Annotated in this window: 15 protein-coding genes; 6 read left to right on the forward strand and 9 right to left on the reverse strand. The window is 67.9% G+C overall.

Annotated features, from left to right (window positions below):
• From QM701_RS19925 to QM701_RS19945, 5 genes are all read right to left on the reverse strand, one after another.
• The gene (locus QM701_RS19925; protein WP_415168744.1) at nt 1-996 is read right to left on the reverse strand and encodes an ABC transporter substrate-binding protein; all 996 of its coding nucleotides are present in this window, start codon (nt 994-996) and stop codon (nt 1-3) included.
• Nucleotides 997-1,181: 185 nt separating this feature from the next.
• Nucleotides 1,182-1,700, reverse strand: coding sequence for a MarR family winged helix-turn-helix transcriptional regulator (locus tag QM701_RS19930; protein ID WP_415168745.1), 519 nt, complete (start codon nt 1,698-1,700; stop codon nt 1,182-1,184).
• A gap of 8 nt (nt 1,701-1,708) precedes the next feature.
• Nucleotides 1,709-2,767 carry a mechanosensitive ion channel family protein gene (locus QM701_RS19935; RefSeq protein ID WP_415168746.1) on the reverse strand — a complete coding sequence of 353 codons (1,059 nt, stop codon included), beginning with the start codon at nt 2,765-2,767 and terminating at the stop codon, nt 1,709-1,711.
• Between the two features lie 4 nt (nt 2,768-2,771).
• Entirely contained in the window at nt 2,772-3,542 is a 771-nt protein-coding gene (gene otsB / locus QM701_RS19940) for a trehalose-phosphatase (protein ID WP_415168747.1), read from the reverse strand.
• The gene (locus QM701_RS19945) at nt 3,542-5,779 is read right to left on the reverse strand and encodes an alpha,alpha-trehalose-phosphate synthase (UDP-forming) (protein WP_415168748.1); all 2,238 of its coding nucleotides are present in this window, start codon (nt 5,777-5,779) and stop codon (nt 3,542-3,544) included. Before QM701_RS19945 ends, otsB begins: the two co-directional genes overlap by 1 nt.
• 355 nt (nt 5,780-6,134) lie before the next feature.
• Here QM701_RS19945 and QM701_RS19950 point away from each other — a divergent pair, with 355 nt between their 5' ends.
• Complete coding sequence (locus QM701_RS19950; RefSeq protein WP_415168749.1) at nt 6,135-7,922, forward strand: glycoside hydrolase family 15 protein; 1,788 nt, start codon at nt 6,135-6,137, stop codon at nt 7,920-7,922.
• Between the two features lie 37 nt (nt 7,923-7,959).
• Here the strand turns inward: QM701_RS19950 and QM701_RS19955 are convergent, their stop codons facing one another.
• Both QM701_RS19955 and QM701_RS19960 read right to left on the reverse strand, forming a co-directional pair.
• Complete coding sequence (locus QM701_RS19955; protein WP_415168750.1) at nt 7,960-8,601, reverse strand: NrsF family protein; 642 nt, start codon at nt 8,599-8,601, stop codon at nt 7,960-7,962.
• Nucleotides 8,598-9,161: a sigma-70 family RNA polymerase sigma factor gene (locus tag QM701_RS19960; protein WP_415168751.1), complete on the reverse strand. Its 564-nt coding sequence runs from the start codon at nt 9,159-9,161 to the stop codon at nt 8,598-8,600. The genes QM701_RS19955 and QM701_RS19960 overlap by 4 nt, the downstream gene beginning before the upstream one ends.
• Before the next feature lie 174 nt (nt 9,162-9,335).
• Between QM701_RS19960 and QM701_RS19965 the strand changes: the two genes are divergently transcribed.
• From QM701_RS19965 to msrA, 4 genes are all read left to right on the forward strand, one after another.
• Nucleotides 9,336-9,467 (forward strand): hypothetical protein, encoded by a 132-nt coding sequence (locus QM701_RS19965; RefSeq protein WP_415168752.1) that lies wholly within the window; start codon nt 9,336-9,338, stop codon nt 9,465-9,467.
• Nucleotides 9,464-9,592, forward strand: coding sequence for a hypothetical protein (locus tag QM701_RS19970; RefSeq protein ID WP_415168753.1), 129 nt, complete (start codon nt 9,464-9,466; stop codon nt 9,590-9,592). Before QM701_RS19965 ends, QM701_RS19970 begins: the two co-directional genes overlap by 4 nt.
• Nucleotides 9,593-9,663: 71 nt before the next feature.
• On the forward strand, nt 9,664-9,933 hold the full coding sequence (locus QM701_RS19975; protein ID WP_415168754.1) for a pentapeptide MXKDX repeat protein: 270 nt from the start codon (nt 9,664-9,666) through the stop codon (nt 9,931-9,933).
• A 108-nt stretch (nt 9,934-10,041) separates the two neighbouring features.
• Nucleotides 10,042-10,698, forward strand: a complete 657-nt coding sequence (msrA, locus tag QM701_RS19980; protein ID WP_415168755.1) for a peptide-methionine (S)-S-oxide reductase MsrA — start codon at nt 10,042-10,044, stop codon at nt 10,696-10,698.
• Nucleotides 10,699-10,704: 6 nt separating this feature from the next.
• Here the strand turns inward: msrA and QM701_RS19985 are convergent, their stop codons facing one another.
• The gene (locus QM701_RS19985) at nt 10,705-12,576 is read right to left on the reverse strand and encodes a peptidase U32 family protein (protein WP_415168756.1); all 1,872 of its coding nucleotides are present in this window, start codon (nt 12,574-12,576) and stop codon (nt 10,705-10,707) included.
• Between the two features lie 216 nt (nt 12,577-12,792).
• On the opposite strand from QM701_RS19985, the gene QM701_RS19990 reads away from it, so the two are divergent.
• Entirely contained in the window at nt 12,793-13,077 is a 285-nt protein-coding gene (locus QM701_RS19990; RefSeq protein WP_415168757.1) for a hypothetical protein, read from the forward strand.
• 222 nt (nt 13,078-13,299) lie between these two features.
• Here QM701_RS19990 and ettA read toward each other — a convergent pair whose 3' ends face one another.
• Complete coding sequence (ettA, locus tag QM701_RS19995; RefSeq protein WP_415168758.1) at nt 13,300-14,964, reverse strand: energy-dependent translational throttle protein EttA; 1,665 nt, start codon at nt 14,962-14,964, stop codon at nt 13,300-13,302.
• Nucleotides 14,965-14,977 lie beyond the last annotated feature (13 nt).

Raw genomic sequence — 14,977 nt, forward strand, 5'->3', positions numbered from 1 at the left:
TCACTTCTGCATGATGTCGGTGAACTTCTTGATCGTCGCTTCCTTCTCGGCCATGATCGCCTGATAGTCGATCTTCATGGCGCGCTTCATCGCATCGTCGACCGCCGGCAGCTGCTTGAAGCGTTCCGGCAGCTTGACGTCGGCGCGCACCGGCAGCGTGCCGTCCTCGACGATGATCGCCTGGCCTTCCTTGGACAGGATGAAGTCCACGAACTTCTTGGCCGCCTCGGCGTTCGGGCTGTTCTTGAAGATCGCCACCGGGCTCGGGACGACCAGCATCTCGGGCGGATAGACGAGCTGCAGCGTGGCGCCCTTGTCGATCTTGTCGAGGGTGATGTAGTCGACCGCCAGGCTGGCCACCAGGTCGCCGGACGCGGTGTCGTCGACCACCTGGCCCGAGCCCTTGCCCATCTTGGCGCCGTTGGCGCGCAGCGCCTCGAAGTAGCCCCAGCCGAAGGTCTTGGCGATCACCGCCACGCTCATGTAGGCGGTGCCGGACAGCGCCGGGTTGGCGATGCCGAAGGCGCCCTTGAAGGCCGGCTTCTTGAGGTCGTCCCAATTCTTCGGGGCTTCCTTGATGTGGCGCGTGTTGTAGGCGATGCCCAGCGTGCCCAGGCGGGCGGCGGTGAACGAGCCGTCGTAGTCGGGCAGCGGGTTGATCAGGGCCTTGGACTCGGCCGGGGTGTACGGCAGCAGCAGGCCGTTGGCCTTCAGCTGGTAGAAGTCCGGCACTTCGCTGGTCCACAAGACGTCGGCGAGGATCTTGCCGGATTCGCGCTCGGCGGCGATCTTGGCCATCAGCTTGCCGGCGCCGGCCGACTGGAAGTCGATCTTGATGTCCGGGTGCTTCTTCATGAAGGCGGTTTTCAGGCCGCCGACCATCGATTCCTTCATCGACGTGTAGACGTACAGCTTCTGCTGGGCGGCGGCGCCGAACGAAAGGCCGCCGAGCAGCAGGGCGGCGGAGCAGAGCGACAAGAGTTTCGTGGAACGCATGGATTGACCCCTCCAAAAAGGTTCGGAAAGCCGGCCGTCGCCGAGGTCCGTGCGGACGCCGCGGGCGCGGCCGGTTCTGTACTGCCAGCGTGCAATCTAGGCGCGGGCGGGGGCGCCGGCAAATCACTAATTTTGATCGGCGCGATAAGCGATTTTTTGGCCGGGGCCGGCCGCCGCCGGCGTGCTCAGAGGTCGGCGGGCGGCCGCGAGGAGGATTCGCCGGGGCGTTCGTGGGTGCGCATCTGTTCGAGGAGGAGCTGCAGGTTGCCGTGCAGGTCGCGCCGCGCGGCTTCCGGCAGCCGGCCGAGCGCGTCCGGCAGCAGTCCGCGCACCGGCCCCGGCGCCTCCCCGAGGCGGCCGGCGCCGGTCTCGGTGACGAACAGGCCGGCGACGCGGTTGTCGCGCTGGCTGCGCTCCCGGCGCACCAGGCCCTGGGCGCACAGCTTGGCCAGGATGTTGCTGGCCGTGGACTGGTGGATCGACATGGCGCGGGCCAGTCCGGTGAGGTTGATGCCCGGCCGTTCGGCGATGATCGACAGCGCCCAGAGCAGCGCGCCGCTGATGCCGAGCCGGTCTTCGACCGACTGCACGTGCTTGCGCACCGAGCGGAAGATGATGCGGAACTGGCCCAGGATCGCGAGGTCCAGGCCGGCGTCCGGCGTTTCCGCGGCCGGGCCGTGCTGCGGAGGATGTGCGCTCGTCATGGCGGGCCTCACGCGGCCGGGTCGGTGGCGACGTGCAGGAACTGCGAGGGGGCGAAGCGGATGCCCTCTGCCGCGAGCCGTTCGACCAGCACGAGGTTGATCGCCTGCTGGATGTCCATGTACTGGGCGAAGTCCGGCGTGAGGACGTAATACACCACCTCGAAGTCGAGGCTGCCGGCGCCGATGGTCTTGAAATGCGCGCGGTCGAGCCGGGTGCCGGGCTGCGCGCGCACGGCGTCAAGGATGATCTCGCGCGCCCGCCGGAGCTTTTCCGGCGGCGTGTCGAGCACCAGCCTCAGCTCGAACGCCACCCGGCGCTCGGCCATGCGCTTGTAGTTGCGGATGCGGCTTTTCAGCAGGTCGGCGTTGGACAGGATCAGCTCCTCGCCGGATAGGCTCTGGATGCGCGTGGTCTTGAGGCCGACGTGCTTGACCGTGCCCATCATGGTGTCGACCACGATGAAGTCGCCGGCCACGAAGGGCTTGTCGAGCGCGATCGACAGCGAGGCGAACAGGTCGCCGAGGATGTTCTGCACGGCCAGCGCGACGGCGATGCCGCCGATGCCGAGGCTGGCGATCAGGGTGGTGATGTTGACGCTGAGGTTGTCGAGCGCCATCAGCAGCACCAGGACCCACAGCGCGGCCTCGGTCAGGAAGGTGATGACGCCGTAGTTCATCACCGCCGCGCCCCGCTCGTTCTCCTCGCAGCGCTGGAGCTGCAGGCGCCGCCATTCGCGGATCGCCCGCCGTCCCCACAGGCCGATCTGCACCAGCAGGATCAGCGCGAAGCCGCGTTCGGCGAGCGTTTCCTGCCGGGACGGCAGTTCCAGGTTGTTCAGGCCGGCCAGCAGCGCGACGCCGAACAGCATCAGGCCGTGGGTGGCCGCCACCGTGCCGGCGAGGAGGTTCTTCCACGGCTCGGCGCGGTACTCCTCGCGGCGGGCGAAGCGGTGTGCCGCGATCCGCCGGATGGCATACAGCACGGCGTAGACGAGGACGGCGATGACGGCGGCCAGGATCAGGTCGTCGGTGCCGTTGCGTTCGAGGAAGCGTTGCAGATTTTTCATTCCGTTATCTTATCTCCGGGCCGGGCGTGCGCACCAGGGCGTCGAGCCGGGCGATCAGCGCGACGATTTCCGTCTGCGAGTTCAGGCACCAGGCGGCGGCGGACCGCCGCTCATGGCCGATGCGGATGGTGATCCAGCCGGGCAGCGCCTTGCGGAACACCGCCTCGTCGGTTTCGTCGTCGCCGACGAAGAGGGCGTTCGGCGCGTGTTCGGCGCGCTGCAGCGCGAGCAGCGCGTCGAACTTGTCGGCGGCTTCCGCCGGCAGCAGGTTGATCACGCATTTGCCGCCGGAAGCGCGCGGCGCCGGCGCCAGCGTGCGCACCAGCGCTTCGAGCGCGTGCCGGGCGGCTTCCCGGTGCTCGGCCATGCGGTAGTGCAGGGTCAGCGACTGTCCCTTGTTTTCCAGCAGCGTGCCGGGCGGCAGCTGGTCCGCCAGGGCGGCGAGCTGCGCCTCCCAGGCGGCGACCGCCGGATGCCCGCCGGGTTCGGCCGGCCGCCCGGGCAGCCCTTCCGAGCCGTGGTTGCCGACGATGTATCGGGGGGAGAAGCCGATCCGTCCGTGGACGTCGGCGACCGCGCGGCCGCTGATGATCGCCACCGTCGCCGCCTCGCACAGGCGGCGCATGGCGCGCTCCACGCTGATCGGCGCGCTGGCCGCGTCGGGCCGGGCGACGATCGGCGCCAGCGTGCCGTCGAAATCGAAGGCGAACAGCGTCCGCCGGCTGACGAAGCGGTGCAGGACCGCTTCGCCCTGCGGGGAAAAGAGGTAGCGCATCAATGTTTCTCCCCCTGCGGCAGCAGCCGCGCCTCGACCCGTTCCCGGCGGCGGATGCGCGCGGCGTCGAGCAGCATGAAGCCGGCCCAGCGGTAGACGTTGCGCTCGCGCACCGTGGCGCGCAGGTTGCGCATGCGTTCACGCTGCTCGTCGGCGGGCATGGTCAGGGCGCGGTACAGCGCGTCCGCCGTTTCCTCGACGTGGTAGGGATTGACGATCAGCGCCTCGGACAGTTCGCCGGCGGCGCCGGCGAACTGGCTCAGGATGAGCACGCCCTGCTCGTCGTTGCGGCTGGCGATGAATTCCTTGCTGACCAGGTTCATGCCGTCGTGCAGGCTGGTGACCACGCATACGTCGGCGCCGCGGTAGAGGCGGTTGACGGTCGCATGGTCCTGGTGCCGGGCGAACAGGATGAACGGGGCGTAGCCGCGCTCGCCGAAGCGCTGGTTGATCTCCTCCTCGCGGCGGGCGAGGCGCTCCTGGAAGTAGCGGTACTCTTCGAGCTCGCTGCGCGACGGCGCGGCGACCTGCACCAGGGTGAACCGGCCGATCAGTTCCGGATGCTTTTCCAGCAGGCGCTCGACCGCGTTGGCCCGTTCGAGGATGCCCTTGGTGTAGTCGAAGCGGTCCACGCCGACGGCGACCAGACGGTCGGCCGGCAGGCCGAAGCGCTCGCGCAGCTCGGCGCGGCAGGCCTCGATCGACGGCCACGCGGCCTCGGTTTCCGGTTCCGGCCAGCTGATCGAAATGGGATAGCTCCTGATCAGCGTTTCCTGCCCGTCCAGGGTGATGACCGAGTGCTCGTGCTCGATGCGCGTCTCCAGGAAGCGGTCGACCGTCTCGATGAAGTTCTTGCAGTGGAAGCGGGTATGGAAGCCGAGCACGCTGCTGCCGAGCATGCCGCGCAGCAGCTCCGTGCGCCACGGGCAGATGCCGAACGATTCCGGGTTGGGCCAGGGGATGTGCCAGAAGGTGATGATCGTGGCGCGCGGCAGGCGGCTGCGGATCATCTGCGGCAGCAGCGCGAAGTGGTAGTCCTGCACCAGGATGATCGGATCGTCGGTGTGCGCCGCTTCGACCACCTTGGCGGCGAAGCGCTGGTTCACCGCGCGGTAGTGCTCCCAGTCCGAGACGCGGAAGACCGGGCGCACGTGCGCGATGTGGCACAGCGGCCACAGGCCCTCGTTGGCGAAGCCGTAGTAGTAGCCTTCCTCCTCCTCGCGCGTCAGCCAGACGCGCTTTAAGGCGTACGACGGGTTTTCCGGCGGCACGCGCACGATGTCGTTGGCGTCCACCGCGTCGAGGTCGCCGGAGCCGCTGCCGTGCGCGATCCACGTTCCCGAACAGGCGCGCATCACCGGTTCGACCGCGGTGACCAGCCCGCTGGCCGGGCACTTGACCACCAGCCCGTCGGGCGTCTTTTCGTGGATGTACGGCTCGCGGTTGGAGACCACCAGGATCTCGTCGCCGCGCAGGTCGGCGTGGAGCAGGTCGCGCAGCTTGTCGGGCGTCCACATGTCCGGCGGATTCTCGCGGTAGCGGCGCTCCTCCTCCAGTTCGCGCAGCATGGCGCGCAGATCCTGCGCCAGCGGCTGCAGCTCGGGCCTCGGCGGCGGCGACGGCTTGAGCAGGGCCTTGCCCTGCAGCAGCGCGCGCACGCCGGACAGCCAGCCGCGCAGCGACAGGTGCGCGGTGACCACGGTGATGGCGGCGATCACGCTGCCCAGGACCACGAAGAACAGGATCAGGTAGCGGCGCGTGTCCTCGCTGCGTTTTTCGGCGTAGCTCAGGTCGTGCATCAGGACCAGCTTGCCGAGGTCGAGCGGCGGCGGGCTGAGCGGCTCGACCGCGATGTGCACCGAGCCGTGGCGCAGCTTGAAGGTCGGCCGGCTGCTGTGCGCCACCCGTTCGGCCAGGGCGCAGTCGATCTCCTCGGGAAAGCCGGCCGTCTTGACCGAGAACTTCCCGTCGCGGTCGCACAGCGCGACGCCGAGCACCCGCTCGTCCATGATCACGCGGTTGAAGATGGTTTCCAGCCGCCGGTCGTCGAAGGTGAGCACGGCGTTGATGGCGTTGTCGCTGATGGTGTTGGCGATCAGGTGCGAGCGGCTGTTCAGGTCGCGGATCGTCCAGCGCAGCGACAGCTGGTCGACCAGCGGCACGGTGAAATAGGCGGCCAGGCCGATGACCAGGAGCAATGGGGCGATGAAACGGAACTGCAGGCGCAGGGTGTTCATGGCGGTATCTCCGTTGCGAACGGGGCGGTCGGCGGCGGGCCGGCCCCGGCGAGGGCGCCGGCAACCCGGAGCGCGAAACGCGGCGGAAAAGGCCCGGGGAGCCGGGCCGGGGAACCCGGCGGCCTGGAGAGAGGATCAAAAGGCCGGAAACCCGATCCGGCATCTGCCGCGGCGCGGGCGGGGCACCGCCGGCGAGGCCGGTGCGCGGTGCCGGGCGCCGGGGCGAAAAGCCGTCCGACTGCCGTTGAAACGAAACATCAGGAGGCCGATTGTATTTGCACAAATCTAATTTGTCACCCCGTCGTGTAAAAATACGGACATGCCGCCGCCGGCGTGAAACGAGAAAGGAATGTGTATGAGCCATCTCAACCTGGGCCTGATCGGTAACGGCGCGGTCAGCGCGCTGATCGACGACCGCGGCCGGATCGTCTGGAGCTGCTTCCCGCGTTTCGACGGCGATCCGGTGTTCTGCCACCTGCTGCAGCCGGGAGACCACGAGACCGGGCGCGGCGCGTTCGGCATCGAGCTGGTCGATTTCTCGCATGCGCAGCAGCACTACGAGGCCAACACCGCCGTGCTGACCACCTTGCTGCACGACCGCCAGGGCGGCTGCCTGGAGATCACCGATTTCGCGCCGCGCTTCCGGCTGTTCGGCCGCATGTTCCATCCGATGATGCTGGTGCGCCAGGTGCGCCGGGTGGCCGGCGCGCCGCGCATGGCGGTCAATCTCCAGCCCCTGTTCAACTACGGCGGCACGGCGCCGGAGATCACCTTCGGCAGCCACCACGTGCGCTACGTCGGCGCGGAAACGGCGCTGCGCCTGACCACCGACGCCTCGATCAACGCCGTCCTCGAACGGCGGGAGGTGTTCGTCGAGGACACGCTGACCTTCATGCTGGGCGCGGACGAGACGCTGCACGAGGCGGTGGCGGTGGTCGGCCGGCGCTTCCTGGAGGAGACCAAGAACTACTGGCACGCCTGGGTGCGCAGCCTGTTCGTGCCGGTCGACTGGCAGGACGAGGTGATCCGCGCCGCCATCACCCTGCAGCTCAACGCCTGCGAGGACACCGGCGCGATCGTCGCGGCGATGACCACCTCGCTGCCGGAGCACGCCGATTCCGGGCGCAACTGGGATTACCGCTACTGCTGGCTGCGCGACGGGTATTTCGTGGTCAACGCGCTCAACCGCCTGGGCGCCACGCGCACGATGGAGAAATACCTGAGCTACATCCTCAACGTCGCCGCCGGCCACGAGCATGGGATGCTGCAGCCGGTCTACGGCATCAGCGGCGAGAAGACGCTGCACGAGCGCACCGCGCCGGCGCTCGCCGGGTATCGCGCCATGGGGCCGGTGCGCATGGGCAACCTGGCCTACGCGCAGGTGCAGCACGACGTGTACGGATCGGCCATCCTGTCGGCGACGCACATGTTCTTCGACCATCGCCTGTTCCGGCGCGGCGACGTGGATCTCTTCCACCGCCTGGAACCGCTGGGCCAGAAGGCGCTGGCGAATTTCGACCAGCCCGACGCCGGCCTCTGGGAGCTGCGCGGCCGGCAGCGCGTGCACACCTATTCGAGCGTGATCTGCTGGGCCGCCTGCGACCGCCTGTCGCGCATCGCCCGGCAGCTCGGCCTCGGCGAGCGGCAGGACTACTGGCGCGGGGAGGCCGACCGCATGCACGAGATCATCTGCCGCGAGGCCTGGCACGAAGGCAAGCAGGCCTTCGTGGCCGCCTGGGGCGACGACGCGCTCGACGCGAGCATGCTGCTGCTGCACGAGTTCGGCTTCCTGGCCGCCGACGACCCGCGCTTCGCCTCCACGGTGGCGGCCATCGAAGCCGAGCTCAAGCACGGCGACTTCATCTACCGCTACGTCGAGCAGGACGACTTCGGCACGCCGGACAACGCCTTCCTGGTGTGCACCTTCTGGTACGTCTACGCCCTGCAGGCGCTGGGCCGCAAGGACGAGGCGTGCCATACCTTCGAGACGCTGCTGGGCTGCTGCAACCCGCTCGGCCTGCTGGCCGAGGACTACTGCGAGCGCAGCGGCGAACTGTGGGGCAACTTCGTGCAGACCTACAGCATGGTCGGCCTGATCAACTGCGCGCTGCGCCTGTCCCGGCGCTGGGACCAGGCGTACTGAGCGGGCGTACTGAGCGGGCGGCCGCCGCGCGGCGCCGCTACCAGCGCAGCACGCGGCGGCCCAGGAGCAGCCCGAGCAGGCACGGCAGGAGCATGCCCAGCAGGTACCACGTGGCGACGAACGGCGCGCCCATTTCCGGGCAATGCAGGCAGTAGACGACGGTCGCCGTGGCGCCGGCGAGCAGGCCGGCCGCCGCGCCGGCCAGGGGCAGGCGGGTGGGCGCCAGTCCGCGCATGGCCCACAGGACGCTTAGGAAGACGGGCACCGAGAGCAGGGCGATCAGCCACGGACAGCGCCGCCACGTCGCGCCCAGCAGCAGTTCCGGGCGCTCGGCCGGGGCCGCCATGAGCAGCGCCGCGATGGCGACCAGCCAGATCGCCAGCACCGGCGCGATCACCCCGAGCGCGGCGCGGCCGAGCCGCGCGCCCGGCCGCGACAGGCGCTCGGCCAGCCGCCAGCCGCCCCACGCCATGCTGGCCGCGAACGCCAGCTTGACCCAGAACATCGGCCGATAGACCGCCTCGCCCAGGTCCGGGCGCACGCCCAGCACGGCCAGCATGAGCAGCGCGGACACCGCCGCGCCGCCCAGCAGGGCGACCGCGTAGCGGCGGCCCACGAGGCGCCTGTCGATTGGGCCGCTTCCGGCCGCCAGCATGGCCGCCAATTCGTCCGTTTTCATCTTCCTCCCCTGATCAGCGCCGCCAGCGCCTTGAGCCCGCGATGCACGCCCACCTTGACCGCCGCTTCCGACATGCCGGCCGCCCGCGCGGCCTCCGCGACGGAGAGCCCTTCCAGCTTGGTATGGACGATCGGCAGGCGCAAGCGGTCGGGCAGGGCGTCGAGCAGCCTGGCGAGGTCCCGGCGGGCCTCGGCGGCCTCGGTGTCCGAAGCCGCCAGCAGCTCGGCCTCGTCGTCCAGCGGATCGGTGACCGCCTCCCGGAGCGACCGCCGACGCAGCAGATCGACCAGCTTGTACCGGGCGATGGCGAAGATCCAGGCCGTCAGCGGCATGCTCGCGTCGTAGGTCTGGCGCTGGTTGTGAAGAGCGAGCAGCGTTTCCTGCACCAGATCCTCCACGTCGTCCGGTAAACGCGACAGGCGCTTCCGGAAGTAGGCCCGCAGATATCCGGCCAGGAGCTTCAGGAACGCCTGATACGCCGATGCGTCGCCCGCGAGCGCGCGCCTGAACAGCTCGCCCAGACGCTCTTCGTTCGCGGCGGCCCGGTCCTGTCTGTTCATTCGCTGGAAGGTCGCATCCGGTTACACCCCTGGCGGAAGAGCGCGAAAAAAAGTTGGTGAATTTTGCCCCGGTCTGTAACCGATCGCCAGGCCGGCACGAAATAGCCGCTACAGGCCGGGCGATCCGCGACGGGATCGGACCGGCGTTCACCGCCTTCGAGGAAAGGACCGCGCATGCCTGCTTCCGACATTCCCCGCTCCGATCCGGTTCATCCGCTCTGGCTGCGCCTCACCCATTGGCTGAACGCGGCGGCGGTGTTCATCATGGCGGCCAGCGGCTGGCGCCCCGCTACGGCTTCCCCATGAAGCTGCGCATGCCGACCAAGCTCGGCTACAAGAATCCGAAGCACATCCAGGCGATTTTCGTCACCAACACCTACCCCGGCGGTTATTGGGAAGACCAGGGGTACAACTGGTTCGGTGGGAGCTGACCGGCTGACGGTCCGGCTCGCCCGAAACTTCGGCCAATGCGCCGCTCAACCTGCAAGCAAAGGAGATCACCATGAAAACCCTCGTTTCGATGTGCCTGTCCGTGTCCATGCTGTTTGCCGGGGCCGCCTTCGCCCAGGACGCGATGAAGAATGACAAGGCCATGGATGGCATGGCCAAGGATTCGATGTCCAAGGACGGCATGGCCAAGGACAAGATGAAGAAGGACGCCCAGTCCGCGATGAAGAAGGACGCCATGGGCCGTGACGGGATGGGCAAGGGCGACATGAGCAAAGGCAACATGGGCAAGGATGCGATGTCCAAGGACGAGATGAAGAAGTAAGCGTCCCCGGCGGGGCGCCGGCGGCGCGGGCCTTCGTCGCGCCGGACCGGTGCCTCGCCGGCCGGAGGCATGGAAAGGAAGGCATCCACGCATTTGGAAGGAAAGGAAATGAGGACTGTTCATGAGCCCATCGCGCTGGTATTTGCGGCGCTTTTTTCGGTAATTTCGTTCGCCTGGAGCGTGCCGGCGGGCGCGGCGTCCGGCGAGGCCGCGCCGCAGGCGAGCGCCGGCGAGCGGCAGACCGCCGTGTTCGCGGGCGGCTGCTTCTGGGGCGTGGACGCCGTTTTCAAGCATCTCAAGGGCGTCACCGAGGTCGAATCCGGCTACGCGGGCGGCGAGGCGGCGACGGCGCATTACGATCAGGTCAGCACGGGGACCACGGGGCACGCCGAGGCCGTGCGCGTGCGGTTCGATCCGCAGCGCATTTCTTATCCGCAGCTGCTGCAGGTATTCTTCAGCGTGGCGCACGACCCCACGCAGCTCGACCGGCAGGGGCCGGACGTCGGCAGCCAGTACCGTTCCGCGATCTTCTATGCCGATCCCGGCCAGGAGAAGGCGGCGCAGGCCCATATCCAGCAGCTCACCGCGGCACGCGCGTTTTCGCGCCCGATCGTGACGCAGGTCGTGCCGCTGCGACAGTTCTATCCGGCGGAGGCGTATCACCAGAACTATCTGGCGCTGCATCCGCGGCAGCCCTACATCGTCTTCAACGACCTGCCCAAGCTGGAAAACCTGCGCAAACGGTTCCCGGAGTTGTACCAGTAAAGAAAGTCATTTCCGCCGGGCGGAGCCGACGACCTGCATTTCACAGCGCTTGCAGTCGAAGCGCAGCGTGAGCCGGTCTTTGCCGCTGATCAGCAGCAGCGGGTCCGGCCGGATGCCCCTGGTCTGCTTCGGACAGAGGTCGAAGCTGTAGCGCAGGCAATGCTTGGTCACCATCAGCGGGACCTCGCCTTGTTCACCGCCGCATTCGTAGGCCGGCGCGATGACCTTGACCCCGTGCCTCGCGTAGAAGGCGCGCGCCTGGCGGTTGTACACGTTGCCGAGATAGCTCAGCGCGTCGTCCGGGTACGGCGTCGGCGGTTCGGCGGCCGGCCGGCGGGGCGGCCGCCGCCAGGCCTTTGCGCGCGCCGCGTCGAGCGCCGCGACGGCCGCGCGGCGCAGCGCGTTGAGCGCCGACGCGGGGATGAACCACGGCGCGGACAGCGCCAGTTCGATCGACTCGGCGGCGTAGATCGTGCCGCCCAGCTTGCCCAGGTTTTCACGCAGCGCGTCCGGCGCCCGCTCCGGATCGCGCGCCGTTTCCCTGGCGTGCGCCAGCGGCACCGTGACCGCGACGCCGCGCTCGTCGGCCAGCGTCAACTCGAAGCCGTCGGCGGTTTCCCCGAGGCGCAGCCGCACGGGGATGCGCCGCTCGGCGCTTTTCTTCTCCAGCAGGCGGATGAAGGCCTGATCGTGGTTGCGATAAACGACGCTTCCCGCGTTCAGCCCTGGCGGCAAGCCGCCGTTTTCCAGCGCCGGGAACAGCCGGTAGCCGTCCGGAACGCGCTCGGCGAGGTTCACGCGCAGGCCGGCCAGCGCGCCGGCTGCGTCGAAATAGGTCAGGCCGTCGCCGTTGCCGAGCGTCAGCGCGGTGGCGACGTCGAAGCTGTCGCGCGCCACGCGGCGGATTTCCCCGACCCGCTCGCCGACGAACTTGGGCGAGTCGAAGGCGCCGACGTCGGCGTGCCGGCCGCGCACGAAATAGTCCGTGGCGCCGCGGTTGAAGGTCTTTTCCGGCCGCGGTTCGAACAGGAAGGCGCAGCGCCCGGACGAACTCCGTCCATAGCGGCCGGAGGACGATTCGATGATCGCGTCGAGCCGGCGCCGGTAATGCGCGGTGACGTTCTTGACGTAGGCCAGGTCCTTCAGCCGCCCCTCGATCTTGAACGAGCGGATGCCGGCGTTGATCAGCGCGGCCAGGTTGTCCGTCTGCTCGTTGTCCCTGAGCGACAGGAGATGGCGGCCGCGGGCAAGCGTCTGCCCGTGGGCGTCGGCCAGGTCGTAGGGCAGGCGGCAGGGCTGCGCGCACTCGCCGCGATTGGCGCTGCGCCCGGTGCGCGCGTGGCTGAGGTAGCACTGGCCGCTGTAGCTCACGCACAGCGCGCCGTGCACGAAGAATTCGAGCGTGGCCGCCGTCCGCGCGGCGATCGCCCGGATCGCGTCGAGCGACAGTTCGCGCGCCAGCACCATCTGGGAGAACCCGGCGTCCGCCAGGAAGCGCGCCTTCTGCGGCGTGCGGATGTCGCACTGCGTGCTGGCGTGCAGCTGGATCGGCGGCAGGTCGAGTTCGAGCAGGCCCATGTCCTGCACGATCAGCGCGTCGGCGCCGGCGTCGTGGATCTGGTGCGCCAGCGTCCGCGCCACGTCCAGTTCGTCGTCGCGCAGGATGGTGTTGAGCGCGACCAGCACGCGGGCGCCGAAGCGGTGCGCGTATCCGGCGAGGCGGGCGATCTCGGCCACCGCATTGCCGGCGTCCGCCCGCGCGCCGAAGGCCGGCCCGCCGATATACACGGCGTCGGCGCCGTGGTTGATCGCCTCTATGCCGAAATCGGCGTTCCGCGCGGGCGCGAGGAGTTCCAGGGAGAGGGGGTCGGCGGGCATGGGCGTCGTTTCCGCTTCCGGCGGAGGCGGGGGAATTTCCGGAAGCGCGATTTTAACCCATTGAATAGGAATGTAAATTCCAATTTTTTCGCGGCCTGGAAGGCGGGGCGTCCGCGAAAAGGGCGTTTTTTCGTAAAGACGTGTCAACCGCGAAAAATAACGCGCGTTATTGGTCTCGTGGTGGCCATCCACCGAATTGGAAAACGGAGTGAAATCATGGGCAGTCTGAGCAACGAATCTTTCGACGAGTTCCTGGATTCTCTTAAACGGGCAGGCATCGCGATCAGCAACGAACGCGAACTGCGCGAGCGTCTGGCCGAAGCGCAACGCTGGCGCTACGCCTTCTCCACCCTGGCCTCGAACGGCCGTTCGCTCGGCATCCGCTTCAAGGACGAAAGCGCCAGCGTCGACCAGGCCTACATCCACAACACCTTCGCCCGCTTTCAGTTCCCCGAGAGCATGGAAGTCGCCTTCGCCGCCAGCCTGAAGGCCGAACACTGATCATCCGATGCCGCGCCCGCTGCGCGGCATCTCCTCTCCGCTGGCTTCCGGCATCGCGCGGGAAGCCAGGGAAACAAAAAAGACCCACCACGGAATGTGCGTGGGTCTTTTGCTTTTTCGGGCTGGAACAGAAAAGGCGAATCAACCACGACGACACGGCGGGCACGGCGAGAAGCAATTCCTTGTTTTCCCGCCGTGCCCGCCGTGTCGCCGTGGTTTGAACTACCGGTTGATCGGCTTGTAGCGGATGCGCTTCGGTTTGGCGCCTTCCTCGCCGAGCCGCTTCCTCTTGTCTTCCTCGTATTCCTGGTAGTTGCCGGTGAAGAAGCTCCACTGCGATTCGCCTTCGCAGGCCAGGATGTGCGTGCAGATGCGGTCGAGGAACCAGCGGTCGTGCGAGATGATCAGCGCGCAGCCGGCGAATTCGAGCAGCGCGTCTTCGAGCGCGCGCAGGGTTTCCACGTCGAGGTCGTTCGACGGCTCGTCGAGCAGCAGCAGGTTGCCGCCGGTCATCAGCGTCTTGGCCAGGTGCAGGCGGCCGCGTTCGCCGCCGGAGAGCTTGCCGACGATCTTCTGCTGGTCGGCGCCCTTGAAGTTGAAGCGGCCGATGTAGGCGCGGCTGGGCATCTCGAATTTGCCGATCTGCACGATGTCGCGCCCGTCGGAAAGCTCGTCGAAGACGGTCTTGTCGTCGGCGAGGTTCTCGCGGCTCTGGTTGACGTAGGCCATCCTGACCGTCGGACCGACGTCGATGCTGCCGCCGTCGGGCCGCTCGGCGCCGGTGATCATGCGGAACAGCGTTGATTTGCCGGCGCCGTTCGGGCCGATGATGCCGACGATGGCGCCGGGCGGGACGGTGAACGAGAGGTCGTCGATCAGCAGCCGGTCTCCGTAGCCCTTGCTGACGTTCTTGAACTCGATGACCTTGTCGCCCAGCCGCTCGGCGACGGGGATGAAGATTTCCTGCGTTTCGTTGCGCGCTTGGTATTCATGGCTCGACATTTCCTCGAAGCGGGCGATGCGCGCCTTGCTCTTGGCTTGGCGCGCCTTGGGGTTGGAGCGCACCCATTCGAGTTCCTGCTTCATCGCCTTCATGTGCGCGTCGAGCTGCTTCTGCTCGGTTTCCAGGCGCGCTTCCTTCTGCTCCAGCCAGGAGGAATAGTTGCCCTTCCACGGGATGCCGTGGCCGCGGTCGAGTTCGAGAATCCACTCGGCGGCGTTGTCGAGGAAGTAGCGGTCGTGGGTGACGGCGACGACGGTGCCGGGGAAGCGGCACAGGTACTGTTCCAGCCATTCGACCGATTCGGCGTCGAGGTGGTTGGTCGGCTCGTCGAGCAGCAGCATGTCGGGCCGCGAGAGCAGCAGCTTGCACAGCGCGACGCGGCGCTTCTCGCCGCCGGACAGGTTCCGGATCGAGGCGTCCCACGGCGGCAGGCGCAGTGCGTCGGCGGCGATCTCCATCTGGTTCCCGGTGTCGGCGCCGGCCGTGGCGATGATCGCTTCGAGCCGCGCCTGCTCCTCGGCGAGCTTGTCGAAGTCGGCGTCCGGTTCGGCGTAGGCGGCGTAGACCTGCTCCAGCCTGGCCTGCGCCTCGATCACTTCGCCCATGCCGCTTTCCACTTCCTGGCGCACGGTCTGGTCCGGGTCGAGCTGCGGTTCCTGCGGCAGGTAGCCGATCTTGATGCCGGCCAGGTGCTGCACTTCGCCGTCGTAGTCCTTGTCCTGGTTGGCCATGATGCGCAGGACGGTCGACTTGCCGGAGCCGTTGAGGCCCAGCAGGCCGATCTTGGCACCGGGGAAGAAGGACAGGGAAATGTCCTTGATGATCTGTCGCTTGGGGGGAACGGTCTTGCTGACGCGCAGCATCGACATTACGTATTGAGCCATGGTTTTCCGTGAA

Source organism: Propionivibrio sp. (assembly GCF_047602565.1).
In the GTDB taxonomy this organism is placed as follows: Bacteria; Pseudomonadota; Gammaproteobacteria; order Burkholderiales; family Rhodocyclaceae; genus Propionivibrio.

Bases quoted from the DNA above. Each gene is read 5' to 3' on its own strand.
- QM701_RS19925 (WP_415168744.1), bottom strand. From the start codon at position 996: ATGCGTTCCACGAAACTCTTGTCGCTCTGCTCCGCCGCCCTGCTGCTC.
- QM701_RS19930 (WP_415168745.1), bottom strand. From the start codon at position 1,700: ATGACGAGCGCACATCCTCCGCAGCACGGCCCGGCCGCGGAAACGCCG.
- QM701_RS19935 (WP_415168746.1), bottom strand. From the start codon at position 2,767: ATGAAAAATCTGCAACGCTTCCTCGAACGCAACGGCACCGACGACCTG.
- otsB (WP_415168747.1), bottom strand. From the start codon at position 3,542: ATGCGCTACCTCTTTTCCCCGCAGGGCGAAGCGGTCCTGCACCGCTTC.
- QM701_RS19945 (WP_415168748.1), bottom strand. From the start codon at position 5,779: ATGAACACCCTGCGCCTGCAGTTCCGTTTCATCGCCCCATTGCTCCTG.
- QM701_RS19950 (WP_415168749.1), top strand. From the start codon at position 6,135: ATGAGCCATCTCAACCTGGGCCTGATCGGTAACGGCGCGGTCAGCGCG.
- QM701_RS19955 (WP_415168750.1), bottom strand. From the start codon at position 8,601: ATGAAAACGGACGAATTGGCGGCCATGCTGGCGGCCGGAAGCGGCCCA.
- QM701_RS19960 (WP_415168751.1), bottom strand. From the start codon at position 9,161: ATGAACAGACAGGACCGGGCCGCCGCGAACGAAGAGCGTCTGGGCGAG.
- QM701_RS19965 (WP_415168752.1), top strand. From the start codon at position 9,336: ATGCCTGCTTCCGACATTCCCCGCTCCGATCCGGTTCATCCGCTCTGG.
- QM701_RS19970 (WP_415168753.1), top strand. From the start codon at position 9,464: ATGAAGCTGCGCATGCCGACCAAGCTCGGCTACAAGAATCCGAAGCAC.
- QM701_RS19975 (WP_415168754.1), top strand. From the start codon at position 9,664: ATGAAAACCCTCGTTTCGATGTGCCTGTCCGTGTCCATGCTGTTTGCC.
- msrA (WP_415168755.1), top strand. From the start codon at position 10,042: ATGAGGACTGTTCATGAGCCCATCGCGCTGGTATTTGCGGCGCTTTTT.
- QM701_RS19985 (WP_415168756.1), bottom strand. From the start codon at position 12,576: ATGCCCGCCGACCCCCTCTCCCTGGAACTCCTCGCGCCCGCGCGGAAC.
- QM701_RS19990 (WP_415168757.1), top strand. From the start codon at position 12,793: ATGGGCAGTCTGAGCAACGAATCTTTCGACGAGTTCCTGGATTCTCTT.
- ettA (WP_415168758.1), bottom strand. From the start codon at position 14,964: ATGGCTCAATACGTAATGTCGATGCTGCGCGTCAGCAAGACCGTTCCC.